The organism is Pseudoalteromonas galatheae (assembly GCF_005886105.2).
Classification (GTDB): domain Bacteria; phylum Pseudomonadota; class Gammaproteobacteria; order Enterobacterales; family Alteromonadaceae; genus Pseudoalteromonas; species Pseudoalteromonas galatheae.
In genome coordinates this window covers 3,052,501-3,077,498 of the sequence record NZ_PNCO02000001.1, presented here as the reverse complement: position 1 = coordinate 3,077,498, position 24,998 = coordinate 3,052,501, and the positions used below count along the sequence as shown (strand labels likewise).

27 protein-coding genes, 1 tRNA gene and 1 pseudogene (1 of these 29 running past the window's edge) are annotated in these 24,998 nt (G+C 43.1%); 21 read left to right on the top strand and 8 right to left on the bottom strand.

The genetic code is table 11. The features are described from left to right. The first annotated feature begins 17 nt into the window (after window positions 1–17). From CWC29_RS13655 to CWC29_RS13590, 14 genes are all read left to right on the top strand, one after another. Window positions 18–1,232, top strand: a complete 1,215-nt coding sequence (locus tag CWC29_RS13655; protein ID WP_010378962.1) for an IscS subfamily cysteine desulfurase — start codon at window positions 18–20, stop codon at window positions 1,230–1,232. A 60-nt stretch (window positions 1,233–1,292) separates the two neighbouring features. After that, complete coding sequence (gene iscU, locus CWC29_RS13650) at window positions 1,293–1,676, top strand: Fe-S cluster assembly scaffold IscU (RefSeq protein WP_095729783.1); 384 nt, start codon at window positions 1,293–1,295, stop codon at window positions 1,674–1,676. 9 nt (window positions 1,677–1,685) lie between these two features. Beyond that, window positions 1,686–2,009 carry an iron-sulfur cluster assembly protein IscA gene (iscA, locus tag CWC29_RS13645; RefSeq protein ID WP_010378967.1) on the top strand — a complete coding sequence of 108 codons (324 nt, stop codon included), beginning with the start codon at window positions 1,686–1,688 and terminating at the stop codon, window positions 2,007–2,009. A gap of 60 nt (window positions 2,010–2,069) precedes the next feature. After that, entirely contained in the window at window positions 2,070–2,594 is a 525-nt protein-coding gene (hscB, locus tag CWC29_RS13640; protein ID WP_128727727.1) for a co-chaperone HscB, read from the top strand. Window positions 2,595–2,635: 41 nt separating this feature from the next. Further along, on the top strand, window positions 2,636–4,498 hold the full coding sequence (hscA, locus tag CWC29_RS13635) for a Fe-S protein assembly chaperone HscA (RefSeq protein ID WP_138524192.1): 1,863 nt from the start codon (window positions 2,636–2,638) through the stop codon (window positions 4,496–4,498). Window position 4,499: 1 nt separating this feature from the next. Further along, complete coding sequence (fdx, locus tag CWC29_RS13630) at window positions 4,500–4,838, top strand: ISC system 2Fe-2S type ferredoxin (protein ID WP_010607222.1); 339 nt, start codon at window positions 4,500–4,502, stop codon at window positions 4,836–4,838. A gap of 89 nt (window positions 4,839–4,927) precedes the next feature. Continuing rightward, complete coding sequence (locus tag CWC29_RS13625) at window positions 4,928–6,361, top strand: NAD-dependent succinate-semialdehyde dehydrogenase (protein WP_138524194.1); 1,434 nt, start codon at window positions 4,928–4,930, stop codon at window positions 6,359–6,361. A 99-nt stretch (window positions 6,362–6,460) separates the two neighbouring features. Then, window positions 6,461–7,342, top strand: a complete 882-nt coding sequence (locus CWC29_RS13620; protein ID WP_162847795.1) for a nucleotidyltransferase family protein — start codon at window positions 6,461–6,463, stop codon at window positions 7,340–7,342. A 46-nt stretch (window positions 7,343–7,388) separates the two neighbouring features. Further along, window positions 7,389–8,462, top strand: a complete 1,074-nt coding sequence (locus tag CWC29_RS13615; RefSeq protein WP_128727752.1) for a phosphotransferase enzyme family protein — start codon at window positions 7,389–7,391, stop codon at window positions 8,460–8,462. A 141-nt stretch (window positions 8,463–8,603) separates the two neighbouring features. After that, window positions 8,604–9,980, top strand: a complete 1,377-nt coding sequence (locus tag CWC29_RS13610) for a Gfo/Idh/MocA family protein (RefSeq protein ID WP_102057530.1) — start codon at window positions 8,604–8,606, stop codon at window positions 9,978–9,980. Between the two features lie 80 nt (window positions 9,981–10,060). Beyond that, window positions 10,061–10,564 (top strand): nuclear transport factor 2 family protein, encoded by a 504-nt coding sequence (locus tag CWC29_RS13605; protein ID WP_128727730.1) that lies wholly within the window; start codon window positions 10,061–10,063, stop codon window positions 10,562–10,564. 26 nt (window positions 10,565–10,590) lie between these two features. Then, entirely contained in the window at window positions 10,591–10,857 is a 267-nt protein-coding gene (locus CWC29_RS13600) for a YkoF family thiamine/hydroxymethylpyrimidine-binding protein (protein WP_128727731.1), read from the top strand. After that, window positions 10,857–11,477: a nicotinamide riboside transporter PnuC gene (gene pnuC, locus CWC29_RS13595; protein WP_128727732.1), complete on the top strand. Its 621-nt coding sequence runs from the start codon at window positions 10,857–10,859 to the stop codon at window positions 11,475–11,477. The genes CWC29_RS13600 and pnuC overlap by 1 nt, the downstream gene beginning before the upstream one ends. Beyond that, the gene (locus CWC29_RS13590; RefSeq protein WP_235956576.1) at window positions 11,440–12,252 is read left to right on the top strand and encodes a phosphotransferase; all 813 of its coding nucleotides are present in this window, start codon (window positions 11,440–11,442) and stop codon (window positions 12,250–12,252) included. Before pnuC ends, CWC29_RS13590 begins: the two co-directional genes overlap by 38 nt. Before the next feature lie 66 nt (window positions 12,253–12,318). On the opposite strand, the gene CWC29_RS13585 is transcribed toward CWC29_RS13590, so the two are convergent. Then, window positions 12,319–12,501, bottom strand: coding sequence for a helix-turn-helix domain-containing protein (locus tag CWC29_RS13585; RefSeq protein WP_010607231.1), 183 nt, complete (start codon window positions 12,499–12,501; stop codon window positions 12,319–12,321). Window positions 12,502–12,698: 197 nt separating this feature from the next. On the opposite strand from CWC29_RS13585, the gene CWC29_RS13580 reads away from it, so the two are divergent. Beyond that, window positions 12,699–12,773, top strand: a tRNA-Arg gene (locus CWC29_RS13580). Between the two features lie 14 nt (window positions 12,774–12,787). On the opposite strand, the gene CWC29_RS13575 is transcribed toward CWC29_RS13580, so the two are convergent. Then, window positions 12,788–13,753 carry a zinc transporter ZntB gene (locus CWC29_RS13575; protein WP_128727733.1) on the bottom strand — a complete coding sequence of 322 codons (966 nt, stop codon included), beginning with the start codon at window positions 13,751–13,753 and terminating at the stop codon, window positions 12,788–12,790. Window positions 13,754–14,294: 541 nt separating this feature from the next. On the opposite strand from CWC29_RS13575, the gene CWC29_RS13570 reads away from it, so the two are divergent. Genes CWC29_RS13570 through CWC29_RS13560 form a run of 3 tightly spaced genes read left to right on the top strand, consistent with a single transcriptional unit; the run spans window position 14,295 to window position 16,646 of the window. Continuing rightward, entirely contained in the window at window positions 14,295–14,729 is a 435-nt protein-coding gene (locus CWC29_RS13570) for an ATP-dependent zinc protease family protein (protein WP_088531788.1), read from the top strand. Next, on the top strand, window positions 14,726–15,631 hold the full coding sequence (rimK, locus tag CWC29_RS13565; protein ID WP_010378991.1) for a 30S ribosomal protein S6--L-glutamate ligase: 906 nt from the start codon (window positions 14,726–14,728) through the stop codon (window positions 15,629–15,631). The genes CWC29_RS13570 and rimK overlap by 4 nt, the downstream gene beginning before the upstream one ends. Continuing rightward, window positions 15,618–16,646 carry a succinylglutamate desuccinylase/aspartoacylase family protein gene (locus CWC29_RS13560; RefSeq protein WP_138524196.1) on the top strand — a complete coding sequence of 343 codons (1,029 nt, stop codon included), beginning with the start codon at window positions 15,618–15,620 and terminating at the stop codon, window positions 16,644–16,646. The genes rimK and CWC29_RS13560 overlap by 14 nt, the downstream gene beginning before the upstream one ends. On the opposite strand, the gene CWC29_RS13555 is transcribed toward CWC29_RS13560, so the two are convergent. The 4 genes from CWC29_RS13555 to recQ all read right to left on the bottom strand — a co-directional run bounded on the left by CWC29_RS13555 (window position 16,636) and on the right by recQ (window position 21,178). Continuing rightward, the gene (locus CWC29_RS13555; RefSeq protein WP_128727735.1) at window positions 16,636–17,199 is read right to left on the bottom strand and encodes a mechanosensitive ion channel domain-containing protein; all 564 of its coding nucleotides are present in this window, start codon (window positions 17,197–17,199) and stop codon (window positions 16,636–16,638) included. The genes CWC29_RS13560 and CWC29_RS13555 overlap by 11 nt on opposite strands. Before the next feature lie 58 nt (window positions 17,200–17,257). Next, a complete protein-coding gene (locus CWC29_RS13550) occupies window positions 17,258–18,925 on the bottom strand; it encodes a POTRA domain-containing protein (protein ID WP_128727736.1) in 1,668 nt (555 codons plus the stop codon). Between the two features lie 151 nt (window positions 18,926–19,076). After that, window positions 19,077–19,364, bottom strand: coding sequence for a DUF3630 family protein (locus CWC29_RS13545; RefSeq protein ID WP_128727737.1), 288 nt, complete (start codon window positions 19,362–19,364; stop codon window positions 19,077–19,079). Next, window positions 19,364–21,178, bottom strand: coding sequence for a DNA helicase RecQ (gene recQ, locus CWC29_RS13540; RefSeq protein ID WP_167815431.1), 1,815 nt, complete (start codon window positions 21,176–21,178; stop codon window positions 19,364–19,366). Before recQ ends, CWC29_RS13545 begins: the two co-directional genes overlap by 1 nt. Before the next feature lie 295 nt (window positions 21,179–21,473). Here recQ and CWC29_RS23755 point away from each other — a divergent pair. Continuing rightward, a pseudogene (locus CWC29_RS23755) lies at window positions 21,474–21,687 on the top strand (EamA family transporter RarD); the annotation flags it as partial. Window positions 21,688–21,727: 40 nt separating this feature from the next. Here the strand turns inward: CWC29_RS23755 and CWC29_RS13530 are convergent. Both CWC29_RS13530 and maoP read right to left on the bottom strand, forming a co-directional pair. Further along, window positions 21,728–22,963 (bottom strand): GGDEF domain-containing response regulator, encoded by a 1,236-nt coding sequence (locus CWC29_RS13530; RefSeq protein ID WP_193554576.1) that lies wholly within the window; start codon window positions 22,961–22,963, stop codon window positions 21,728–21,730. A 231-nt stretch (window positions 22,964–23,194) separates the two neighbouring features. Beyond that, the gene (gene maoP / locus CWC29_RS13525; RefSeq protein WP_138524200.1) at window positions 23,195–23,566 is read right to left on the bottom strand and encodes a DUF413 domain-containing protein; all 372 of its coding nucleotides are present in this window, start codon (window positions 23,564–23,566) and stop codon (window positions 23,195–23,197) included. An 87-nt stretch (window positions 23,567–23,653) separates the two neighbouring features. Between maoP and CWC29_RS13520 the strand changes: the two genes are divergently transcribed. Beyond that, complete coding sequence (locus CWC29_RS13520; protein ID WP_128727741.1) at window positions 23,654–24,499, top strand: LysR family transcriptional regulator; 846 nt, start codon at window positions 23,654–23,656, stop codon at window positions 24,497–24,499. 149 nt (window positions 24,500–24,648) lie between these two features. Further along, a protein-coding gene (locus CWC29_RS13515) for a porin (protein ID WP_128727742.1) crosses the window boundary here: on the top strand, window positions 24,649–24,998 show its 5' portion. 580 nt of this gene lie beyond the right edge of the window; only the first 350 of its 930 coding nucleotides appear in the window; it begins with the start codon at window positions 24,649–24,651; its stop codon lies off the right edge, out of view.

Genomic DNA, 24,998 nt, shown 5'->3' with positions numbered 1-24,998 from the left:
GTCAAGCGGAGAGATAAATGAAATTACCGATATATCTAGATTATGCAGCAACCGCTCCGGTTGATCAGCGTGTTGCAGACGAGATGATGCAGTGCCTGACAATGGATGGTAACTTTGGTAATCCAGCTTCTCGTTCACACCGTTTCGGTTGGCAAGCAGAAGAACTGGTTGATCAGGCGCGTAATGATATCGCTGATTTAATCAACGCTGATCCGCGTGAAATCGTTTTCACATCTGGTGCAACTGAGTCAAACAACCTTGCAATCAAAGGTGCTGCGCAGTTCTATAAAAAGAAAGGCAAGCACATCATCACCGTTCGTACGGAGCACAAAGCGGTACTAGACACCTGCCGTGAGCTTGAGCGTCAGGGTTTTGAAGTGACTTATATGGATGTTGAAGATAACGGCTTACTTGACTTGAAAAAGCTTGAAGCAACCATGCGTGAAGACACTGTTTTAGTGAGCGTAATGCACGTTAATAACGAGCTAGGTGTTATTCAAGATATCGCGACTATCGGTGAGATGTGTCGTGAGCGTAAGATCATGTTCCATGTTGATGCAGCGCAAAGTGCTGGCAAGGTACTAATCGACCTACAAACATTAAAAGTAGACTTTATGTCATTTTCTGGCCACAAAGTTTATGGCCCTAAAGGTATCGGTGCATTGTACGTACGCCGTAAGCCACGTGCGCGTTTAGAAGCACAAATGCACGGTGGTGGTCATGAGCGCGGTATGCGTTCAGGTACTCTTGCTACTCACCAAATCGTGGGTATGGGCACAGCATTTAGAATTGCTAAGCAAGACTTTGAAAAAGACCATGCACACATCAGTGCGCTTCGTCAGCGTCTATTGGACGGCCTAATGGATATGGACGAAGTCTATTTTAATGGTGCTATCGACCAATCAGTACCTGGCATTGTAAACATCAGCTTCAACTTTGTTGAAGGTGAAAGTCTACTAATGGCGGTTAAAGACATTGCGGTTTCTTCAGGTTCTGCATGTACATCGGCAAGCTTAGAGCCATCTTATGTACTGCGTGCTCTAGGTCGTAATGACGAATTAGCACACAGCTCAATCCGTTTCAGTATTGGTCGTTTTACGACAGAAGAAGAGATCGATTACACCGTCAACCTTCTTAAGAATTCTATTGGTCGCTTACGTGAGATGTCACCGCTTTGGGAAATGCACCAAGATGGCATCGACTTAGATAGCGTTGAATGGGCACACCATTAAGCAAGTTTTAGCCGCTGGCTGGATACCATCCAGCCGCAAGCAGGTAGTGAGGAAATAGTTATGGCTTACAGTGATAAAGTTATCGACCACGTTGAGAACCCACGTAACGTAGGTTCTTTAGACAAGAACGATCCAAGCGTAGCAACGGGCATGGTGGGGGCACCTGCATGTGGCGACGTAATGAAACTACAAATTAAAGTTTCTGAAACAGGCATCATCGAAGATGCGAAATTCAAGACATATGGTTGTGGTAGCGCGATTGCATCATCATCCCTTGTAACTGAGTGGGTGAAAGGTAAATCGTTAGAAGAAGCCGCGACTATCAAAAACACTGATATCAGTGCTGAGCTTGAGTTGCCACCAGTGAAAATCCACTGTTCAATTTTGGCCGAAGATGCGATTCAAGCTGCGATTGCAGATTATAAGAGTAAACAAGCGAAGTAAGAGACTATTATGGCAGTGACGTTAACAGATGCAGCCGCTAATCGCGTATTAGCCTTTTTGAGTAACCGTGGAAAAGGCATAGGGCTGCGCGTTGGTATTAAAACCACGGGCTGTTCAGGTCTTGCTTATGTTCTCGAATTTGTCGACGATTTAGATGAAGGCGATGAAGTATTTGAAGACAAAGATGTCAAAATCATCGTTGATGCAAAAAGTTTAGTTTATATCGACGGCACAGAGCTTGATTACACAAAAGAAGGTCTGAATGAAGGGTTTAAGTTCAATAACCCAAATCAGAAAGACGAATGTGGCTGTGGCGAAAGCTTCACCGTATAGTTTGCAATAGTGAATAGCTTAAAGCCCTGCCTTGGTGGGGCTTTGCTGTATTAGGTGCGTATGCGTTATTTTGAATTATTTGATTTACCTGTTGATTATCACGTTGATTTAAACAAACTAAATCAAGGTTATTTAGAGCTACAGCGTGCAGTTCATCCAGATAGATTTGCTGGTAAAAGTGAGCGTGAGAAGTTGCTCGCGGTACAGAAAACCGCAGAGATCAATGACGCGCTAGCGGTGCTCAAACACCCAGTTAAGCGTGCCGAGTATATGCTAAGCGAGAAGGGTGTAGACATACGTGCAGAGCAACAAACGTTGCAAGATCCTATGTTTTTAATGCAACAGATGGAGCTGCGTGAAGCATTAGAAGAATTACCTGATGCGGCGGATCCTGATGGCGCGATTGCAGAGTTCGAAACACAGATTAAAGCGTTAGATACAGAGTTTAGCGCCTCCCTTGCCGAGCAGCTTCAAAGCGATGACATGAGCAAGTTGGAAGCCGCAGCAGACAATATTCGTAAGCTAAAGTTTGTTTATAAGTTACGCGACGAATTAGCACGTATCGAAGATGAATTATTCGATTGATGATGTATAGCATCAACAAACGTTAAAGTGAAAAGAGCATTATGGCATTATTGCAAATTGCTGAGCCGGGGCAGAGCGCGGCACCTCATGAGCATAAATTAGCGATTGGTATTGACTTAGGTACCACGAACTCTCTTGTGGCAACAGTACAAAGTGGCGAAACGAAGACCCTTAGCGATTTAATGGGTAAACCTATGCTGCCGTCGGTAGTGAGGTACACCGACTCAGAGGTTATCGTTGGTGAACAAGCCCAAGCTGCTTCTGCTGAAGACCCCACTAATACGCTTATTTCTGTAAAACGTTTTTTAGGTAAAACACAATCTGAAATAGAACAAAGCTACGGTCAGTTGCCTTATAACTTTGTCGATAATAACGGTTCGCTAGCTATTGAAACCGTAGCAGGCGCTGTAAGCCCAGTGCAAGCCTCCGCTGAAATTTTAAAAACATTACACCAACGTGCTATTGATAGTTTTGCTGGTGAAGATGTGATGGGCGCAGTGATCACTGTACCTGCATATTTTGATGATGCACAAAGGCAAAGTACAAAAGACGCAGCCGAGCTTGCTGGTCTAAAAGTATTAAGGCTCCTCAACGAGCCGACTGCGGCTGCGGTAGCTTACGGCCTAGACTCTGGTCAAGAAGGTGTGATAGCGGTATATGATCTTGGTGGTGGTACGTTTGATATTTCAATCTTGCGCTTAAACCAAGGAGTGTTTGAGGTATTATCAACAGGTGGTGACTCTAGCCTTGGTGGTGATGACTTTGATTCATTGTTGGTTGATTTCTTCAAACAGCAAACGCAGCTATTTGATTTAAACCCAAAAGAGCTACGCTTGTTTATCAATAAGGCAAGAGCTTGTAAAGAAGCGCTTTCAAGTTATGAAACGGTAAACGTAGAGCTACCAGTTCGCGAGCAAAAGTTGGTTGTTACGATCACGCGTCAAGCATTTGCTGAAATGGCAATGCCACTGGTTAAAAAGACTTTGCGCTCTTGTCGCCGCGCGTTAAAAGACGCCGATGTCACATCAGAAGAAGTCTTGCAGGTTGTGATGGTGGGTGGTTCGACTCGTATGCCAGTGGTGCGTGAAGAAGTTGGGAGTTTCTTTGCCAAAGAGCCGCTAACATCAATCGATCCAGACCGTGTGGTGGCATTAGGTGCTGCTATCCAAGCTGATATTCTAGTGGGTAACAAACCTGACTCTGATATGTTACTGCTTGATGTATTGCCATTGTCTTTAGGGCTAGAAACTATGGGTGGGTTGGTTGAAAAAATCATTCCGCGTAATACCACTATTCCTGTTGCACGCGCACAAGAGTTTACCACCTTTAAAGATGGCCAAACCGCTATGTCATTACATGTGTTGCAAGGTGAGCGTGAGCTCGTTGATGATTGTCGTAGCTTAGCTAAATTTAGTCTAAAAGGCATCCCACCAATGGCGGCAGGCGCAGCGCACATTCGAGTCACTTTTAGAGTTGACGCTGATGGTCTATTGAGTGTTTCCGCTGAAGAAAAGTCGACAGGCGTGCAGGCTGAGATCCAAGTCAAACCGTCGTTTGGTTTGAACGATGACCAAGTAGCACAAATGCTAAAAGATTCGATGAGCAATGCCAAAGAAGACATGAGCGCTCGTATGCTTAAAGAACAGCAGGTTGAAGCGCTGCGTGTATTAGAAGCGTTAGAGGCATCGCTTGCAACGGATGGTCAGCTGTTGGCAGAAGATGAGCTCAATACACTGCGCGGTGCAATGACTGAACTTGCACAAATTCGCGAAAGTGCAGACAATCCAGAGCAGATTAAAAAGGCGATCGAAGAAGTCGATCAGGCGAGTAGCGATTTTGCTTCACGCCGTATGGATGAATCAATTAAAAAGGCACTGCAAGGGCAGTCGGTAGACGAGGTGTAATATGCCACAAATTATCTTTTTACCCCATGAAGAGTTATGTCCGGAAGGTGCTGCAATCGAAGCGAAAACGGGTGAAACTGTACTCGATGTGGCGTTGAAAAACGGTATTAGTATTCCACATGCCTGTGAAAAATCATGCGCATGTACCACGTGCCATATCGTTGTTCGTGAAGGGTTTGACTCACTTGAAGAAAGTGATGAGTTAGAAGATGACATGCTAGATAAAGCATGGGGTCTTGAAGCTGAGTCTCGTTTAGGTTGCCAAGCGATAATTAGTGATGAAGACTTAGTAGTTGAAATTCCGAAGTACAATCTCAATATCGTTAATGAAGACCATTAAATGCTGCTAACAACCTAGGTTGTTACTGACAAATTTAATAAAAGCCGTAGTCTTATACTACGGCTTTTTGCTTTTCTAGGAGGAACGCTATGTCACTTATCAGTAATCCCGAATTTTCACTTATCAATGGCCAAGCACACCATAGTAAAACGCAAGTCGATGTGGTTAATCCTGCAACTGGAGAGCAGCTTGCGCAGGTTTCTGAGGCGGATAATCAGGCAGCTGATAAAGCGCTGCAAGCAGCGGTTGAAACCTTTGAAAAACTTGCCTGCACGACAGCACACGCCCGTAGCCAAGTGCTTAGAAAATGGCACGAGCTAGTAATAGAGCATCGTCAGGCCTTGGCTGAAATCGTCACTAAGGAACAAGGCAAACCGCTCAAGGAGGCACTTGCCGAGGCGGATTATGCTGCAGGATTTATTGAATGGTATAGCGAAGAAGCCAAGCGCGCCTATGGTCAGGTTATTCCCAGCCATTCTCAATCACATGAGCTAACTACAATCAGACAAGGGGTTGGTGTTGTACTTGGGATCACACCATGGAATTTTCCACTGGCGATGATCACCAGAAAAGTAGCACCAGCCTATGCAGCAGGCTGTAGTTTTATTTTAAAGCCCTCTGAGAAAACTCCTCTTGCGGCCATTGCCCTTGCAAAGCTGGCTATTCAGGCAGGGATGGAAGTTGGCGCTTTTCAGGTGTTAGTGACTAACGATTCTAAAGGGTTAGTCGCATATCTTACTGAGTCACCACAAGTTCGAAAACTCACGTTTACGGGGTCAACACAAGTGGGGAGTGCGTTGTTGAAGCAATGTGCCGACACAGTGAAAAGAACGTCAATGGAGCTTGGTGGTAATGCACCATTTATTGTTTTCGACAGCGCTGATGTTGAGCAAGCGGTAAGTGGTTTGATGGCAGCGAAGTTTAGAAATGCAGGGCAAACTTGTGTGGCCGCAAATCGCGTGTTTGTCACAAAAGATATCGCGGCAGAACTACTCACTACGCTTACTCAGCAGGTTAGCACGCTCACCTTGGGAAATGGTTTAGAGCAAGGTGTTGATATTGGTCCACTCATTTCACTCGAAGCCAAACAAAAAGCACAGCAGCTGTTGGAAGATGCGTTAACTAAAGGCGCGAGCATCGCTTATCAAGGTGACAAACAAAACGGCCAATTTATGGCACCGGTAGTTATCACGGGTGTAAATAGCACCATGCGGATCTTCCACGAAGAAATTTTTGCACCGATTGTCAGCATTATTGATTTTGAGAGTGAAGATGAAGTGGTAAGAATGGCAAACTCTGTGCCAGAAGGGCTTGCTGCCTATTTTTACTCAAATGATAGCAATCAAATAAGGCGAGTAAGTCAAGCACTTGAGTATGGCATGATTGGGATTAATGAAGGGGCAATATCCAATCCTGTAGCGCCTTTTGGCGGAGTGAAGTTTTCAGGTCTTGGCCGAGAAGGGGCGCAGGAAGGACTGCTTGAATACCAAGAAATAAAGTACTTATGCCAAAAGTTTAGCTAGTTCACACTAATTGCGAGGGTGCCTTTTCTCGCAATTGCTTTTATTCTGCGCAAAAGCTCAGTACACTTATCCGCTTATTTGAGTTTTGATATATTTTCAATGATACGAATCGAACAACCCCCTAAGCTGATCATTTTGGCAGGTGGATTAGGAAGCCGCTTTGGTGGTAATAAGCAGGTTGCAGCGCTACCAAATATCGATAAAAGCATTATGGAATTGAGCATAATTGACGCGCATCATGCTGGTGTGCGCGATGTTATTTTGATCATTAATGACAAAGTGCGAAGCCTAATCGAAAATGTGATATTGCCACGATTGCCGGAGGCGCTGAACATCACTTTAGTGCAGCAGAGGCTTAGCGATATTCCGAATGAATTTATCGACTGTTTGGCAGGGCGAGAAAAACCATGGGGCACAGGGCATGCGTTGTTGTGTGCAAAACCATACGTTGATAAGCCAGCGATAGTTATTACGGCGGATGATTATTACGGGCCTGATGCATTTGAGCAGCTTGTTGAACATTTTCAACATCATAGAAATATGGCGATGGTCGCATATCCAATTATAAATACCTTATCAGATCAAGGTGGCGTAAACCGTGGTGTTTGTCAGGTACAGGCGCAACAACTACACTCGGTTGAAGAGGCATTAGATATTCGCTTTGAAAACGGCGAGTTGTCAGGCGATATTGCAGGTAAGCGGTGTGAAATCGCGAAGTCTGCGCTGGCTTCGATGACCTGCTGGGGGGTGATGCCGTCACTTTTTGATTCATTAGAAGCCGGGTTTAACGCGTTTTTAAGGAATTATGACAACGGTGTCAAAAAAGAGTATTATCTGCCGGATTGTATCCAACACAGTATCAATAAGGGCCTACAAACCGTGTCGGTCTACCAAGCTAAATCACATTGGTACGGTATAACTTATAAGAGCGAACTAGACATTGTCGCGAGAAAGATTTATGAAGCACGTCAGGGAAGATAATCATCTCCACACAACTATATCCGACTTAACTCCTTTTGAGGTGAATATGGAGTATCAAGCCGTTGCGCAACAACTCGCTGATGAATATGGTCTCATTAGTGAAGAAGCTAAAATGAAGCCGATTGGTAGTGGTCATATCAACACGACTATGCTGTTGCAGGACAACCACAAAACCATGGTAGTACAAAAGCTAAATACCACGGTATTTCCAAACCCTTTACACCTTGTTGAAAATGCGCGAGCGATTGAACAGCACTTAACAGCAAAAGCCTTAAATGGTGAATATAGTCTCGCTATCATCAAGCATCTAGCGACGAGTTCAGGCCAATATTTAGTCGATATTAATGACGAAGTTTGGCGTGCGCTTGCATTTATTGGCCGCAGTTATAGCGAAGACGTAGTGGCAAACGAACAACAAGCATTAACGGCTGCAAACGCCTTCGGGCAGTTTGCGCATGCGCTAAATGATTTTGATGCCGCGCAGTTACATCATGTCATTCCAAACTTTCATAACTTGGCGATGCGTATTGACGCATTTAACCAAGTACTAGCGAAAGATGAGCATGGTCGCGCGGAAAAGTGCAGTGATGTTATCGCCGCTTTTCAGCAGCAATTTGCACTTGCAGAAGAATTGCAGCAGGCACAAAAACAAGTGCCACTTAGAGCTTGCCACAACGATACCAAAATCAACAACATGCTGTTTTCAACACAGAGTGATGCAGCACGAGCCGTTATCGACTTAGATACGTGTATGCCGGGTAACTGGTTGTTTGATTTTGGCGATATGGTGCGCACCTTCTGTTCACCAGAAGCTGAAGACTCTACGAATTTGAGTAATGTGCAGGTAAGAGAAAATATCTTTGCTGCGCTGGCGCAAGGGTATATTGAACCGTTACAAGACAGTGTGACTGCAGCAGAAAAAGACAGTTTTATTCTTGGGGCAAAAGTGATGCCATTCATGATAGGTCTGAGATTTTTAACAGATCACCTAGATGGAGATAATTATTTTGCAACCCACAGAGCCAATCATAATCTTGACCGTGCGAAGAACCAGTTTGCGTTATATTCCAGTGTGCTAGAAAAAGAGGATTGTCTGAATAATATTATCAGGGCAATTTAACGGTTTAATATATTTTAAGAAAAAGCGCTTCAAGCGCTTTTTTTGCGGCTTTATCGCAATGTTTTGAACCTAAGATTGGGATAGGTTAGCTTGATAGCGAGCAGTATTAGTGCTGTTAAGAAGTATCGTTTAGGAGTAAGAATGAAAAATATAAACCGCCGCGACTTTTTAAAAGCCGCAGGAGCGGCTGCGGCTGCGAGTGTAGTAGCTGGGTGCGCAAGTTCTAATCAAAATAACAGCGTTGTACCTAAGCAACAAGGGCGCTCTGTCATTGGACTCGTAGCACCAAAAATGGACGTGGTTCGGGTTGGTTTTATTGGGGTTGGCCAACGTGGCTATGGTCATGTAAAGCGCATGAGTCACATCGATGGCGCACGCATTGTCGCGATTTGTGATACTCATGATGAAGTGCTTGAAAAATCGGCTGATTATCTTGTGCGCGAGCGAGGTTTGCCGAAGCCTGCGCTGTATCGTGGTGGTGACTTAGCGTACCAAGAAATGCTTAATCGGGATGATATTGACATCGTTATCATTTCAACACCTTGGAAATGGCACGCGCCGATGGCAATAGATACCATGAACAGTGGTAAGCACGCGTTTGTTGAAGTACCTTTAGCGCTGACCGTTGAAGAAATGTGGCAGATAGTCGACACCGCAGAGCGCACGCAAAAGAACTGTATGATGATGGAAAATGTCAACTACGGTCGTGATGAGTTAATGGTACTGAACATGGTTCGCCAAGGTGTATTCGGTGAGTTGTTGCATGGTGAAGCTGCATATATTCATGAGCTACGTTGGCAAATGAAAGAAATTGAGCACAAGACCGGCTCATGGCGTACGCACTGGCATACTAAGCGAGATGGTAACCTATATCCAACGCATGGTTTAGGACCTGTATCTCAGTACATGAATATTAACCGCGGTGACCGTTTTGATTACTTAACTTCTATGAGTTCTCCCGCCCTAGGTCGTGCAGCCTATGCAAAACGCGAATTTCCGGCAGATCATGAACGCAATCAACTACATTATATTGCGGGTGATATGAATACCACGATGATTAAGACCATCAAAGGACGCAGTATCATGGTACAACATGATACGACCACGCCTAGGCCTTATTCTCGTCACAATCTTATTCAAGGAACTAATGGGGTCTTTGCTGGTTTCCCTAATCGTATCGCGTTAGAGCAAGGTGGTACGAAGAGCTTCCATGAATGGGATTACGAAATGGATTCATGGTATAAACAATACGACCATCCGCTTTGGACTAAAATGGGTGAAGAAGCACAGCGCAACGGCGGTCATGGTGGTATGGACTTTTTAATGTTCTGGCGGATGATCTATTGCCTGCGCAATGGTGAGGCGCTAGATCAAGACGTATACGACGGTGCCGCTTGGTCGGTAATTTCTCCATTATCGGCTCAATCAGTCGCTAATCGCAGTGAATCATTGAGTATTCCAGACTTTACCCGTGGAGCGTGGAAAACCGCTAAACCATTGGGTATAGTAACAGTATAAAAATACACACTTTATCATCGTCGAATTAAGCGCTACAGGCGCTTTTTTTATACTCGATTAATACGGCTTTTGGAGTGACTATGATGCGCTATCGGTTCTTGTTATTTTTTATATTAATACTGAGTGGTTGTAGTAACTCCGTTAATATCAGTAAGAAGAATACATTCATCAGCCATGCCGATGCTTACTTTAATACCTATGCTCAGCGGAAGAACTTTAGGCAGTTTATCGAGTTCTATGCCGAAGATGCCGTGTTGGAAGATATGGTTTTTGGCCATAAAGCACAAGGTAAAGAGCAAATTACGGCTTTTTTTAATTGGTCTGCAGGGAATTTTGCTGTGCTGGATGAACAACCTGCCTTGGTGGTAGAAGATAAGATAGTCGATACCACGACTCGAACTGTGGTTGCTAGAGGCGTTTTTAATCGCTTTAATCATGCGTCACGCGAGTTAGGGCCTTGGCGATTTCTGATAGTGCTAAAGTTTGACGAAAAAGGTAAAATTATCTATCAGCAAGATTGGATTAACTATACCCCGAAATCGGATTTTACCGGTGGGGAAAATCTAAATCTGCAATATCAATAATCGGCTGCCATTTGTAAGGAGCGCCCATGCAAGTTTCTGTTGAAATAAGCAAGTACCCACTGCACCAAGACTATATCCCTTTTATTAAAGGTTTTATTGATAGGCTGAATGAGCATGAAGGGATCAAGGTGATCACAAACACGATGTCAACTCAGGTCTTTGGTGAATTTGATTTAGTGACCTCAGTATTGAATCAAGAAATGAAACACTCATTTGAAGCTTACGGAAAATCTATTTTTGTTTGTAAGTTTATCTCAGGCGACTTATCTCCAGCTGATAGTGCCTGCGATTAATGGACTGGCTTACTGAAACCTTTGCTGGATTCACAGCGATGTCGAGCTGGGAGTATATCGCTGTGGTGCTGGCAGTCGCCTATTTATTGCTAGCAATTCGAGAAAATATTTGGTGTTGGCCTGTGGCTTTTATAAACACCTTTATTTATACCGTACTGTATTGGAACGGAGCACTAGTGATGGAATCACTGCTGCACTTTTACTACATGGTCATGGCTGTTGTTGGTTGGTGGATGTGGCGTCAGGGTGACAAAAATAAGCCCAGTGATATCGTTTCTTGGTCGTTATCAAAACACCTTTCAATCATTGTTATTACTTCTGTGGCCTCTGTTGTGCTTGGTTATTTAACCAAGCATTATATGGCAGCGGATCTCGCTTATTTAGATAGCTTTACCACGTGTTTTGCAGTAGTGACAACCTATTTGGTGGCTAAGAAAATTCTTGAAAACTGGTTATATTGGGTCGTGATTGATGCAGCCTCCATCTACCTTTATTACCTTAAAGGTTTCTATCCTACGCTGGTACTATTTATTTTCTACACCTTGATGGCGTGTTGGGGCTACAAGCGTTGGTACGAAGAATATGAAGCTAAGCAAGGAAAGACGCTTGCAGCACTCTGAGCTTGAAGAATTAAAAGTAAAGGTGGATACCGTATTCAAGGTTTCACCTGAGCGATTAGAAAAGCTAACTAAAGGTGTGAGTAACAATAATTACCTGATGGTGAGTAAAGGTGAAAGCTATCTATTAAAGTGCTATAGCCATGGTATTCCTACTGAAGCCTTAAAGGCACAAAATAAATTAGCACAGCAAGGCATTACTTCTAAAGTACTGCAGTACGACCTACGCACTCGTATGGCATTGTTCACCTTTATGCCACAAGTGTGTGCTGAGCCAAGGCTCACCCCTGAATTGTTAGCACAAGTTATTCAGGTGCATAGCTTAGAGCTTGAAGTATATGAGGTACTGGATTTAGTTGGTTATGTTCAGGCTATTGATGAGGAACTACGTCACTTAGTTGATATCGAACGGCTTATAGAAAGCTTAGCTTCTTTACCCATGGATCTGGCATTTTGCCATAATGACCTAGTCATGAGCAATATTATTCAAAGTCCGGAAGGAGTTCGGTTAATCGACTTTGAGTATGCTTGCCATAGTGACATCTTTTTTGATTTAGCAGCGCTGGTGTGTAGTTTTAGCTGTGGCGTTGAAGAATCGCTTATAGTAGTTGAGTCTTACTTTTCTCTAAAGCACCAAGTTATGCCCTCATACGCTCAAGCTAAACTGACGGTATTTTGCCAAATTTATTTGATTGTTAGCATTCAATGGTACGAGCAGCGTAGCGTAATAACAGAAGCTGAAAAACTGAGACAGTTACTGAAGCAGTGGTTATCGTGACAACTAGCTAAGCCAGTAGCGTGTGATATTCCTTGATCACATTACTGGCTATCACTATTGGGTAGTTTAGATCCCACCCAGTCGCTGTGCGAGTTCTTTGTATTTTTCAACATCGGCTTTGTCAAAGATAGGTTCGCCATTGGCATCTGTGTCTTTGGCGACTAGCAAGTTTTCTCGTGCGAGGCGTCTTACGCGCTCAACCTTTACGTCAAGAAACTCTGCAACTTGCTCTGTTGTCATCGGTGTCATATTTGGGATCCTCAATGATGTATCGCGATATTTCTGAACTGGCAGCAATATCATTCTATTTTATTATTTTCAAAGCATAGTTGAATAACTGGTTTTTTGCCCAAAGTACAGCTTTTTTTAAAAAATAGGTTACTAATTAGTCATATAGCAAACATTGTCTGGCAATTGCTTGCACTAAGCATTATTATGTTGCCGACGCTCTCGTGGTGAAATGGATATCACGTAGCCCTCCGGAGGCTGAGTTCTAGGTTCGATCCCTAGCGAGAGCGCCAACTTTTATACCTACTTACAACCAGCCTTTACGTTTAAAGTACACGCCAATACCACCTGTTAGCACTATCAACATAATAACAAAAAAGGCAAATGCGCCGCCCCATTCTGTGCCAGGAATACCGCCAATATTCACTCCTAACAAGCCTGTTAAAAATCCAAGTGGTAAGAATAAGGCCGCAACGACGGACATCACGTACATTCTTTGGTTTAACTGCTCATTTTGATGGTTGGTGATAGCATTTTGGATCACTTGTGCACGCTCAATCGCGGCTTCTAACTCCTCGATATATCGACTTAAGGCATTGCTCGCTTCTTCGAGCATATGATGATGATCTTCGTCCAGCCAAGCAGGCTTTGCTAAGAGCAGTTCGTTAATAGCAAGCTTTTGAGGCTTAAGATAACGTTTTAAACCAATGGTTTGTCTTCTTAATGTTGACAGTTGCTGATAGTTGGGCAATTGCTCAGTGCCTTCCATTGCGTCTTCAAACTCGTCAAGCTGTTCTTCAATTTGCCAGATGATATCTTGCATTCGCACAGAAAGTCGCATCACCAATGTGGACAGTAGCTCACCGATACTTTTTGCGCCTTGACCTTTTTTGAGCAGTGCCAACATATCTTGGGCGGACATAATATGGCGCTTACGGCAGGTGATAAATAATTTATCATTTGCAAAACAGCGAATAGAAACCATGTCTTCGGGGCTCTGCTTAGGGTTAAGGTTCACACCTCGCAAGAATACCAGTAAACCTTCATCGCCATTAGCTATCCTCGGGCGAGTTTCGTCTGCGGTTAGTGCTTCTCTTTCCCAGTCATCCAAAAACGTTTGTTGCTTCAGCCATTCGGTCGTTTCGTCGAAGCTGTAGTCGAAATGGAGCCAAAGAGGCTCTTTGTGAATTACGGATTTTACTTCACTCAGATCGCAAAGTAGTCTACCGCCACCTTGACCGTCGAGCACAAACGCATGGAGTAATCCAGTCATAGCTAATTCCTATTAAAAAGTACGTTCCAAGACTGACATAGATAATTTAATTTTCAAATTTATTTAGGACCTGTTGTTCTTTGCTGTTTAATTTTTGTTCTCCTGAGTGTGTTTTGGTCGCGACGCTCGACTTGCCGCCTAGTAATCTAGGCAAAAGTTGAGCAACAATGAACAAAGCACACTCAGGTGAACCCAAAGGGCAGCGCTTGATTGGCATTTCTACTGTGTTATCGCCTGATTTACATAGAATAACTATGCTACGCAGGCTCTGCCTAGTATAAATGGCAATCAAACTGCTGCAAAAACAAACTTGAAAGGTCAACAGGTCCTAAAATCTTGGCGATGAAATAAATTGTTTGAATGCTCTATTTTACTTTAGCTCAGTATAGGGCTTTACCTTGAAAAATGTGTAAGTGGTGTTACTGTAAGTTAAGGTGCTTGGCTTAACAGAGCCTTTTTATCTTTAGGATAAATTTATTTTGTTTTTCAAGTGACTTGAATCAGCGTATAAGTCCAAACTCATTTTGTACGAGAGCATAATATGATCACAGTTGGTTGGAGAGAGTGGCTTTCCTTACCCGATTTAGGTATCGAAAAAATCAAAGCGAAAGTAGATACTGGAGCAAGAACATCATGTCTGCATGCCTTTAAGGTTGAGCCTTTCAAAACAGAACAAGATGAACTTTGGGTAAGGTTTTGGATCCATCCCAAACAAGACAATACCGACTATGAAGTCTGTAGTGAAGCAAAAGTAGTGGATGAGCGCGTTGTTACCGATTCGGGCGGTCATAAAGAACTACGTTATGTAATAGAAACAAATTTAACTATCGGCAATCAGGCTTGGCCAATTGAAATCACGCTAAGCGATAGAGAAACCATGAAATTTAGAATGTTACTGGGCCGTACAGCGATGCGAGGCCGCATCCTTGTTGATCCAGAGCAGTCATACTTAAGTAATAAAACGGATAAATCATGAAAATTGGCATTCTTTCAAGGAATCAATCTTTATATTCAACACGTCGTTTAATTGAGGCAGCTGAGCAACGTGGGCATGAAGTAGAGGTTATTGACGCACTACGTTGTTATATGAATATCAACAGTAGTGAGCCTGAAATTCACTTTAAGGGCCAGCAGTTGAGCGGCTTTGATGCGATTGTTCCGCGAATTGGTGCATCTGTGACGTTTTATGGGTGTGCGGTACTCAGACAATTTGAGATGATGGGTGTGTATCCATTGAATGAGTCTGTTGCAATCACTCGCTCAAGAGATAAGTTGCGTTCATTACAGTTACTGTCAAGAAAAGGCGTGGGCATGCCAATCACAGGTTTCGCCAGCAAGCCAGATGACGTCAAAGACTTACTAGAAATGGTTGGCGGCACACCAGTTGTGATCAAGCTGCTTGAGGGCACTCAAGGAATTGGTGTGGTGTTGGCTGAGACGCGCAAAGCTGCAGAAAGCGTTATTGAAGCATTTATGGGCTTAAAAGCCAACATTATGGTGCAAGAGTATATTAAAGAAGCTGGTGGTGCGGACATTCGCTGTTTCGTTATCGGCGACCGTGTTATTGCCGCGATGAAACGTCAAGCGCAAGAAGGTGAGTTCCGCTCAAATCTACATCGTGGTGGTTCTGCAACATTGGTAAAAATCACTCCAGAAGAGCGTCGCACTGCGATTGCTGCTGCAAAGGCCATGGGCCTAAATGTTGCTGGTGTTGACTTGTTACGTTCAGAGCGTGGGCCTTTGGTGATGGAAGTGAACTCTTCTCCAGGCCTTGAGGGTATCGAAAAGGCTACAGGTAAAGATATTGCAAGCCTGATTATCTCCTTTATCGAGAAGAATGCGGCGGCGAAAAGGACTGCTACACGTGGCAAAGGTTAAAATCAATCAACCCTTTACGTTATTAGATACACGAGTAGGGGTTGCTGAAAGGCAGACTGTTCAGTTGGAAGTGGCAAAGCTTTATACACATACGCCAATGACTATTCCGATTGAAGTCGTTAATGGCGCGGAGGCTGGGCCAGTACTTTTGGTCTGTGCCGCAATTCATGGTGATGAACTGAATGGCGTTGAGGTCGTGCGTCAGCTATTGAGTAAAGTTGACGCGACGACGCTGCGAGGTACTTTGATAGCGGTGCCTATTGTGAATATCTTTGGCTTTATTCATAAGTCTCGATATTTACCTGATAGACGAGACCTAAACCGCTGCTTTCCTGGTTCTGAGCAAGGCTCTCTAGGGGCTCGAATGGCTTATATGTTTTTCGACTTAGTGGTAAAAAAATGCACCCATATTATCGATTTGCATACAGGGGCTATTCATCGCTCGAACTTACCGCAGATCCGAGGTGATTTGTCCTGTGAAATGACTAAAGAAATGGCCATGGCGTTTGGTACTCCGGTTGCAATAGATGCACGACTGCGTAATGGCTCTTTGCGAAGTGAAGCCGCGGGGTTAGACATTCCTGTTATCACTTATGAAGCAGGAGAAGCATTGCGGTTTGACTCATTGGCTATTGCAGCTGGGTTGCAAGGAGTCGAGAATGTCATGCGTAAACTAAGGATGCTGCGTGGACGTCGCAGGAAGCAACGTCATGACGCAGTTATTGCCGCAGCAACAAGTTGGGTACGTGCAGACGTTGATGGTATTGTTCGAGCTCAAGTTAACTTGGGAGAACGCGTATCAAAAGGTCAAATCTTGGCTTATATAGACAGCCCACTAGGTCAAAGTGAAGAAGCCGTTATCGCGCCTCGTAGTGGGATAGTGATTGGTCAACAAATGTTGCCTTTGGTGAATGAAGGTGATGCAGTTTTTCACTTAGCCTATTTTGCACATGCAAATAGCATTGTTGAACAACAGCTAGAAACCTTTATTGACGACATAGGCCCTATTTCTTAGGGCCTAAAGTTCTTCTTGGTGCTGGAACTTGTTTAGGTTTAGTTGGTTCCTGACTAAGCACCATAACGGGTCGAGTAACAAACAAGTTGTTAGGATATACGACTTTATGACCGTCAACATGACGCAGCACCACACTCATTAGCCCCATCTCTACAATACAGCCTTCAACAAAGTTTGCACCGTCAACAATTCTTACCCAATTTCCAACGCGGTAATCGTTTTGAATAAACATAAGTAAGAACGAAGTCAGATTGGAAAGTAATGACCAACCGGCAAACATAGCAACACCTAGCATCGCAAATAACGATGAGCCGAGCACCAGTAAACCACGAAGTTCTATACCCCAGAACACGAGCATGAAACAGACGAATACAAATGCAACGAGTACACGAATGAGTAGATCGGCACGTTGCTTACGATGAGAGTCTATTTTTCCGCGTGTTACTTTCTCTAATAGTTTGCAACATGCTTTCATCAATAGTGGGAAGGATAATAGTGCCACCAAAGTTACAATTAGCTTGTATTGACTGAGTGCGAAATCTAACAAATGCAAAATCGTATCCTAAGAAATTTTTTCTGCTTTATATCATGTTTATTGGAGCGCGACACCGTTAAAAGCGATTTTTCACCGTTAATAACCACTGCACGCTATCGACGTTATCCGGGCCATGAATTGGCGCGGCTAAATCAATATGAACCATGATATCTGAATTGGCTCGGCTAGGTGCTAACCGTAAGCCAATACCGACATTTTTTAGGACTGATTCATCTGCTTCAATCGGCAGGTGAGAGTGGTATGCGCGACCCACGTCAAAAAACGCGGCACCACCAACTTTAAATAAGCGTAGTAAGTCATACTCCCAATAATAGCGTTTTTCGATGTTGAGTAGCATACTGCGACTGCCTTGCTGATACTTTATTGGGTATCCGCGCAGCCCTGTTTCCCCGCCTAAGGTGATCTGATTATCAAAGGTCAGGTTATTTCCATAGGTATAGCTTGCATTGATAAACCAAGACTCATACAAGCTGGTATTTAAATAATATTGAAAGGTCGTTTTCGCTATCAGGTTCTCGGTTTTATCTGTGTCTTTGTTCCAGTTGCCACTAACATCAAAATAAAACCGCCATAAGCTATGATCTGAGGTATAGTGCGCTGTATTGGCTGAAAATGAATAGACAAGGCGTTCGCTATCGTCACTCCATGAGTCAGCTGAATAGCCAAATAAGGCGTTAATATTCCAGCCTAAGTTTAGGTCCTCTGTACGATAAATAGAGTCGAAATTGCGTACCTTTACATAAGAGTCTTCAAACCACTGAGCTTGGACATAAGGGTAGGTGAGTGTTCTATCCTGTGCAATAGGTAAAGTGGTGTCAGCTATCTTACGGAAAGTATGCTGCTCGTGTCTAACACCCCCAATGAGGCGTCGGGTCCAACTGCCTGATAGCGCTTTTGAGTGTCCGAAGTAGACTTGCGTGACATCCGTGGACTGACTGAACTCTGAGATTGTTTCACCTTCAGAATATAAGGGCTCTTCGCGTTTGTCGGAATAACTCGTAAAACCGTAACTGTATGGTGTATCGGTTGCAAAAAATGGATAGCTCACATCGATATAGTGGCGTTCACCATCGTCATTATCTGAGTATTCGATGCGACCACGATATCTTGAATTTAAAATATTAGGATCATCATATACAAACTGGTAGCCGGAGCGGTCAACCTCTTGTATATGCGTAAAGGAAAGGCGCTTTCCCCAACCAAATAGGTTGCTTTCTCTAAACCCAATTCTTGAAGTATTTTCCCCTCCGCTTCTACTAAAGCTCAAATCGGGCAATAGAGTCCAAAGGTCCCTTGTTACAACCGTAACTAAAATATCACCGTCACAGTTCTCAGTAGCATAGATACGAGCATCATATAGGTATGACTGATTGCGAAGGAGCCGCTCAGATTCACTGAGTTTTCTTGGGTTGTAAGTATCGCCCTCCTTAAATAAGAGCACACTTTTTAATACTTCGGGTTTGGTTTGAATATGGTAACGGTTGGCAAATCGGAATAGAGCATTGTCTTCTTCAGGCTTGTCAGTGTCGAAAACATTAAGTTGTTTGAGTGTGATAGCGACGACTTTTTTGCCTTCAGTTGGCTCTGGATAGACTTGATTACTGTCTAACTGGCGAGAAAGATTTTGGTCGTTTTGTGCCTCAACCCGGTTATTACCGCAGCTATTAGTATAGTCAACAGCAGGCACATTTTCAGCTTGTGCAGCTGCATTTAGACTACACATTAGTACAATACTATTGCACGAAATCCTCTTTAAATTCATCACAGAGCCTTTAAGTCTAATATTCCTTTAGTATGGATGATATTGTTGCAGCTTGCTTTAGTTCTGCAACAAAAGTAATAATATTTATAGACTTAAAGAGCTTTATGTGGACTTAACGAGAAAGTTGTTGGCGCAGGAAAGGTAGGAGTTCTAAGGCATCAACGCCATCTGGAGCTATCCAAATACTCTCGCTGTAATGTTCAAAATTTAAATTGAAATTGCAATTCTCACATGAAAAACGCCACTGATGTCTGTCTGCACCAGCAGAGAACTCAATTAATTGAATCGCGTTATGGTGTAAGAATATTTTGCCCCAAAGTTCAAACTCGTCGTCTTGAGGTGTAACTTCACAGTTGATGATAATCACCTCGTGTGGATTATCTAAAGTGAGTGTGGTCATTATTCTCTTTCCAAATAATTGCGAATGAGTTGCATGAAAGGGGAACCGTACTTGCTGAGCTTAGTAAAACCGACACCAGATACTTGTAAAAACTCGCTGTCTGTTGTTGGTGTTCTTTGCGCCATTTCAGCTAACGTTCGATCGTTAAAGACAACATACGGCGGTACATCATCTTCATCTGCGAGCTGCTTTCTGAGTGCACGAAGCTTAGCAAATAGTTTCTTGTCATAATTAAACTGAGCCAGTTTATCTTGATAGACGTGCTTAGCTACGAGTCTTGGTTCTGCCAGTTGTAGCACATATTCACCGCGCAGCACGGCCCGGGCGGCTTCTGTTAATTTAAGTGTTGCACCTTGTGTAATATCTTGACTCAATAAACCATGATGGATCAGTTGACGTAATATACTCAACCAAAATTCATTACTGTGCTCTTTCCCAATACCATAGGTTGAAAGTGTATGGTGATTTTGCTCTCTGATCCTTGCGGTATTAGCTCCACGTAAGATATCGACAATATAACCAATACCAAAACGCTGCTCAGCTCGGTATACACACGATAAGGCTTGTTGAGCAACTAATGTGCCGTCAAATTGTTTTGGTGGGTTAAGGCAGATATCACAGTTACCGCATGCTTCTCGTTGATATTCGCTGAAGTAATTGAGCAAAATTTGACGACGACAGGTTTGTGCTTCAGCAAAGCTCGACATCGCCTGAAAGCGCTGCTCTTCGACTTTACGACGTTGCTCGTCTGGAATATCTTCAAAAAAGCGTCTAACGCGGGGAATATCCGCAGGATCAAAATACATAACGGCTTCAGCTGCCAAGCTATCTCGCCCTGCACGGCCAGTTTCTTGATAATATGCTTCTACACTTTTTGGAATATCATAGTGAACCACAAATCGCACGTTGGGTTTATTGATCCCCATACCAAAAGCAACTGTGGCAACTACGATTTGAATGTCATCTCGGGCGAAGCGGTTTTGTACAAACTGACGCTGATCATTATCTAGACCTGCGTGATAGCCTGCTGCATTGAACCCAGCATCAATCAGTTTTTCAGCAATATCATCAACACGTTTTCGGCTACCACAGTAGATTATACCACTTTGCCCCTTTTGCTCTTTTAAATAGCGGATCAACTGCGACAGGGGTTTGAACTTTTCTTCGATGGTGTAACGAATATTGGGTCTGTCAAAGCTACCGGTATAGATAAAGGGGGCTTGCATACCTAATTGCTGGACAATATCTTTCCGTGTCGCTAAATCAGCCGTTGCGGTTAATGCCATCATCGGAACAGACGGAAAATGTTGACGTAACTCTTTTAAACGAAAGTAATGTGGTCTAAAGTCATGCCCCCAATGGGATACGCAGTGGGCTTCGTCGATGGCAAATAAACTGATGTTACAGTTAGATATGCGTTCGATAAAATCTCTTTGTAAGGCCTTTTCCGGCGCTACATATAATAGCTTTAAGCGACCCTGGAAAAGCGCGTCATAAGTATCTCTTTGCTGCTCCCAAGCGACACTGTTGTTAATATATTCAGCGGCAATGCCTTGTGCTTTTAACTGCGCGACCTGGTCTTGCATTAATGAGATAAGAGGCGATATTACAATTGTCACGCCTGCAAATAATACTGCTGGAACTTGGTAACAGAGTGATTTACCACCGCCGGTAGGCAGTAGTACAAGCGTATCCTGACCAGCTAAGCTGGACTGAATAATGTCAAGCTGACCATCTCTAAACGTACTGTAGCCAAACACATCTTTCAGTACAGAGTGAGGGTCGTTAATTGGGGGGCTTACGAGGGTATCCATCGGCGTCATTTTAGAGCTTTTTTTGAACCTTGTCTTTGCTTTTTATCTAATCTTAAGAGACTTGACTAAGTTTTAAGCACTTGTGGCTTTAGATTTTGCGATTGTTAATTCATCTAACTTTCATCGCCGTGATTAATAAAAATGAGTATAATGATTGACCTCTTAGTTGAGCCCTCTAAAGATTAAACGCCCGTGATTGAAGAGTAAACGAAAGGACACTTACTCGCTGTACTCGCCGTTTTTATGTAGGGAATTGCGTTTATCTATTTTAAGTAACGTGTCCATATTGATGCGATTGAATTTTAATTGGGGACTGTTAATAACATGCTTTATGTTAGATGCGAGCTCAGGCTATTACATCAACCCGTCACTTAACGTATTGTTAGAGGTGTTATTCTTATCGGAAAGATTAAGAACAGCGCAAAAGTTTGCTGTGTTATTGGCGATAGTGGGTGTAGTGTTGCAGTTAATCAGTTTGATTCATTCCTGTCATTGCGTTTTTACTGGCGTATGTTTAGTTTTGATTCTTATAGAGATAAGAGAAAGCGCTTAGTAAACTAAGCGGTTTCTTCCTGTATCTTTAGCCTGATATAAACGCTCATCAGCTTGTTTTATCAGGCTTTCTATATTTGTGGTCACCTGAGCAGCAAGCCCCATTGAAACAGTAAACGGGATCTGCTGAGCGGTCAGTTCGTTACTGCTTTGCTCCAGATATTCCCGAAAGCGCTCCAGCCTTTCTTTACAATGATCAGTCACCGTATCTTTAAAATATATCGCAAACTCTTCGCCGCCTAATCGAGCGACTAAATCATTGGGAAAATATTGAGCAAACGCTTGGCCAATAGACTCAAGCACTGCATCGCCTCCCTCATGGCCATAATTGTCATTTACTTGCTTAAAATGGTCAATATCTATCATCGCTATCAGTCCATGGAGCTCTTTTTTATGTCTCGCTTTTAGACTTTTCTTTACGGTATCGAAAAAGTAGCGTCGATTTGGTAAGTTGGTTAGATAGTCTGTATTCGCTTGTCGGCGTATCGTTTGAATATGCTCTAACATATCGACGTTTTGGCTAAGACGACAGTAAAACTCTTCTGCGTTAAAAGGTTTTCTGAGGTAGTCATTAGCACCATTTTTTAAGAAGCGTGTGGATAGATTAGCAGTTTCAACACCTGAGATACCGATTATAGCTTTATCATCGTCAGTGTAGAGTCGCCTGATTTCGATGCATAACTCTTCGCCTCGCATATTTGGCATTTCATTGTCGGTAATGATCACGGAGATATCGGGATTGTCTTTTAATACCGCGAGCGCTTCTAAGCCATCGCAGGCCTCTAGTACCTGGTATTTATGGCGAGCGAGGAGCGCTGACACATAATGCCTCGACGAAATAGAATCGTCCACAACTAGTACTCTGACATTTTCATTTCTTGGTAGACGCTCTAATTGGCGCCGTAAATAATGATAGGCTTGCTTATTTTCCTTAGTTATATAGTCAATAATAGGGTACTGCTCTACGATTGAGCGAGTTTGACTCTCGAGGTTACCTGTCATAACAATAGTAGGAACGTCAGCCTTAACCGTATAGGGAATGGCTTCGCCAAGCGGCGCATCAGGTAACACAAAGTCTACCACGGCACAAAAATAATCATGCTGTGATAATAAAACTTTGGCTTCAGCCAAAGACTCTGCAATATCTACATGGTATCCCACCGTGGTTGCAATGTGCTTTTGCACCTTTGCAATTGTGGGGGTGTCTTCAATGATTAAGATTTTCCGTAACACAACTTTTGCCAATCATTTCCTGTTTTACTAATTCTTAACCCAACTGCGCTTAATTGCAATGCTTGTGAGAATAAACAGGTGATGACTAAGAACAAAATGCTAGAAAGATAGCGCGCGATGTGTGATTTGAGATTGAGATGTTTTTATATGAGGAAACAATGTAGACGCCAATAAGAGAAAATAATACAACTCTTTTGACGCCTAAGCTAGATAGTTTATGGGCTATTTTGCTTATAGCTCGTCGTCAATATCTGCTGGGATAACCACGCTCCCATCATTTTGAACTTTAGAGCGTCCAAATAGCGTGTGAAACTTTGTTTTACACGTAGTATGCTTCAAATATTTAGCCCAAGCTTTTTCGACAGCGTTAGTTGGGGGGATTAACCCTTCCATTACCTGAATAAATTGGGATTGGAAACTGTTTTGAGGTTCTGCTGCTTTGCTGTATAAGCTTCTTAACGTGGCACCACAGCGTTCAAGAATTTCGGCTTCTTGTAGTGTGAAGTGACCACTGCGTCCGAATCCTCTAGGGAAGTTGGCGTCATCATAAAAGGCTCTGGGGCTTGCAAATGCATTTTTCAAAGTCGCTAAATTATGATCCATAACTGAGTCCTCTAAGTTTATCTGGCTGGAGTATGGACCAAGTTTTATAATTTTTTAAACGAGTAATTTTTATCGTCAGGAAGAAAAATGGACATAGATCTATTAAAAACTTTTGTCGAAGTTGTCAAAACCCGTCATTTTGGCCGGGCGGCAGAAAATTTATACATCACTCAGTCAGCTGTAAGCTTTAGGATCCGCCAACTTGAACAAAGCTTAGGAGTGAACCTTTTTATCCGCCAGCGTAACAATATTCAGTTAACGGCGCCTGGTGAAAGGTTGTTACCACACGCCAAAATGATTTTAACTGGGATGCAGCGGGCCAAGGTCGATGTTGCACTCGCAAATAATATGCATAAGCAATTGTCACTGAGTGGCACTGCTAATATTTGGGACGCATTTTTACAATTCGGGATTAACCATATTGTATCCGCTATGCCTGGGGTATCGCTTGTTGCTGAAGTGAAAGCTCAGCAAGAAAGCACGCGATTATTATTAGAGCGAACACTAGATCTTGCTGTACTGTTCGATCCGCCCAAAGTCGATGAACTGGTTGTTAAGCCGATCAGCGATCTTGCTATTATTCCTGTAAGCACTTTTGACAATGCAACAAAAGAAGACTTTTTTGACAACCAATACGTTTATGTTGACTGGGGAACCGCTTTTTCTCTTTGGCATGCAAAACAATTTACTGGCGCAACCCCTCCTTATTTTAGAACCAGCACTGGTCGAATAGCACTCGACCTTATTCTCCAATGTGGCGGCTCTGCATTTGTGCCAGAAGCACTAGCGTTAGAGTCCATTGAGGCAGAAAGGTTGACTCAAGTTGATGAAGTAGAAAGTAACTCAAGAGAGATCTTTGTGGCATACCACAAAGATAACGACCAATTAGAGCAGATAGAAACCATCGTAAACTTACTGGGGGCGGTGAAGTAATTCTTATAATGAATCTTTTGTGACGTATTTCTTAAGGTTGGGTGTCACTTTATTTTCAGAAATATTTTATGTGTAATATTTTTGTCATTTACCAATGTCAAACTGCGCGTGTTTTGAAAAATACGTGTTGCGATATTGAGGAAATACACATGAAACTAACTAAGACTGCTTTAGCGCTATCATTATTAAGTGCATTCACTTTTCAAGCCAACGCTGAAGTTGATGTTTATGGTAAAGCGAATGTATCGGTACAATCTTCTGACGATGGTGCAGGCTCAGTTACTGAAATTAAAAGTAACGCATCTCGCTTTGGTTTCAAAGGTTCTGAGAAATTAGATTCTGGTTTAGAAGTTATTTATAAGCTTGAGTTCCAAGTAGATGTCTCTGACGCTGATTCAAAAGGTGATAAAGACAATATTACCGCACGTAACCAGTACGTGGGTTTAAAAGGTAGCTTCGGTGAAGTAGTTATCGGCCGTAATGACACTGCATTAAAACA

What these genes read in the sequence shown, in the direction of transcription:
- CWC29_RS13655 (WP_010378962.1), top strand. Translation starts at nt 18, where the DNA reads ATGAAATTACCGATATATCTAGATTATGCAGCAACCGCTCCGGTTGAT.
- iscU (WP_095729783.1), top strand. Translation starts at nt 1,293, where the DNA reads ATGGCTTACAGTGATAAAGTTATCGACCACGTTGAGAACCCACGTAAC.
- iscA (WP_010378967.1), top strand. Translation starts at nt 1,686, where the DNA reads ATGGCAGTGACGTTAACAGATGCAGCCGCTAATCGCGTATTAGCCTTT.
- hscB (WP_128727727.1), top strand. Translation starts at nt 2,070, where the DNA reads ATGCGTTATTTTGAATTATTTGATTTACCTGTTGATTATCACGTTGAT.
- hscA (WP_138524192.1), top strand. Translation starts at nt 2,636, where the DNA reads ATGGCATTATTGCAAATTGCTGAGCCGGGGCAGAGCGCGGCACCTCAT.
- fdx (WP_010607222.1), top strand. Translation starts at nt 4,500, where the DNA reads ATGCCACAAATTATCTTTTTACCCCATGAAGAGTTATGTCCGGAAGGT.
- CWC29_RS13625 (WP_138524194.1), top strand. Translation starts at nt 4,928, where the DNA reads ATGTCACTTATCAGTAATCCCGAATTTTCACTTATCAATGGCCAAGCA.
- CWC29_RS13620 (WP_162847795.1), top strand. Translation starts at nt 6,461, where the DNA reads ATGATACGAATCGAACAACCCCCTAAGCTGATCATTTTGGCAGGTGGA.
- CWC29_RS13615 (WP_128727752.1), top strand. Translation starts at nt 7,389, where the DNA reads ATGGAGTATCAAGCCGTTGCGCAACAACTCGCTGATGAATATGGTCTC.
- CWC29_RS13610 (WP_102057530.1), top strand. Translation starts at nt 8,604, where the DNA reads ATGAAAAATATAAACCGCCGCGACTTTTTAAAAGCCGCAGGAGCGGCT.
- CWC29_RS13605 (WP_128727730.1), top strand. Translation starts at nt 10,061, where the DNA reads ATGATGCGCTATCGGTTCTTGTTATTTTTTATATTAATACTGAGTGGT.
- CWC29_RS13600 (WP_128727731.1), top strand. Translation starts at nt 10,591, where the DNA reads ATGCAAGTTTCTGTTGAAATAAGCAAGTACCCACTGCACCAAGACTAT.
- pnuC (WP_128727732.1), top strand. Translation starts at nt 10,857, where the DNA reads ATGGACTGGCTTACTGAAACCTTTGCTGGATTCACAGCGATGTCGAGC.
- CWC29_RS13590 (WP_235956576.1), top strand. Translation starts at nt 11,440, where the DNA reads ATGAAGCTAAGCAAGGAAAGACGCTTGCAGCACTCTGAGCTTGAAGAA.
- CWC29_RS13585 (WP_010607231.1), bottom strand. Translation starts at nt 12,501, where the DNA reads ATGACACCGATGACAACAGAGCAAGTTGCAGAGTTTCTTGACGTAAAG.
- CWC29_RS13575 (WP_128727733.1), bottom strand. Translation starts at nt 13,753, where the DNA reads ATGACTGGATTACTCCATGCGTTTGTGCTCGACGGTCAAGGTGGCGGT.
- CWC29_RS13570 (WP_088531788.1), top strand. Translation starts at nt 14,295, where the DNA reads ATGATCACAGTTGGTTGGAGAGAGTGGCTTTCCTTACCCGATTTAGGT.
- rimK (WP_010378991.1), top strand. Translation starts at nt 14,726, where the DNA reads ATGAAAATTGGCATTCTTTCAAGGAATCAATCTTTATATTCAACACGT.
- CWC29_RS13550 (WP_128727736.1), bottom strand. Translation starts at nt 18,925, where the DNA reads ATGTGTAGTCTAAATGCAGCTGCACAAGCTGAAAATGTGCCTGCTGTT.
- CWC29_RS13545 (WP_128727737.1), bottom strand. Translation starts at nt 19,364, where the DNA reads ATGACCACACTCACTTTAGATAATCCACACGAGGTGATTATCATCAAC.
- recQ (WP_167815431.1), bottom strand. Translation starts at nt 21,178, where the DNA reads ATGGATACCCTCGTAAGCCCCCCAATTAACGACCCTCACTCTGTACTG.
- maoP (WP_138524200.1), bottom strand. Translation starts at nt 23,566, where the DNA reads ATGGATCATAATTTAGCGACTTTGAAAAATGCATTTGCAAGCCCCAGA.
- CWC29_RS13520 (WP_128727741.1), top strand. Translation starts at nt 23,654, where the DNA reads ATGGACATAGATCTATTAAAAACTTTTGTCGAAGTTGTCAAAACCCGT.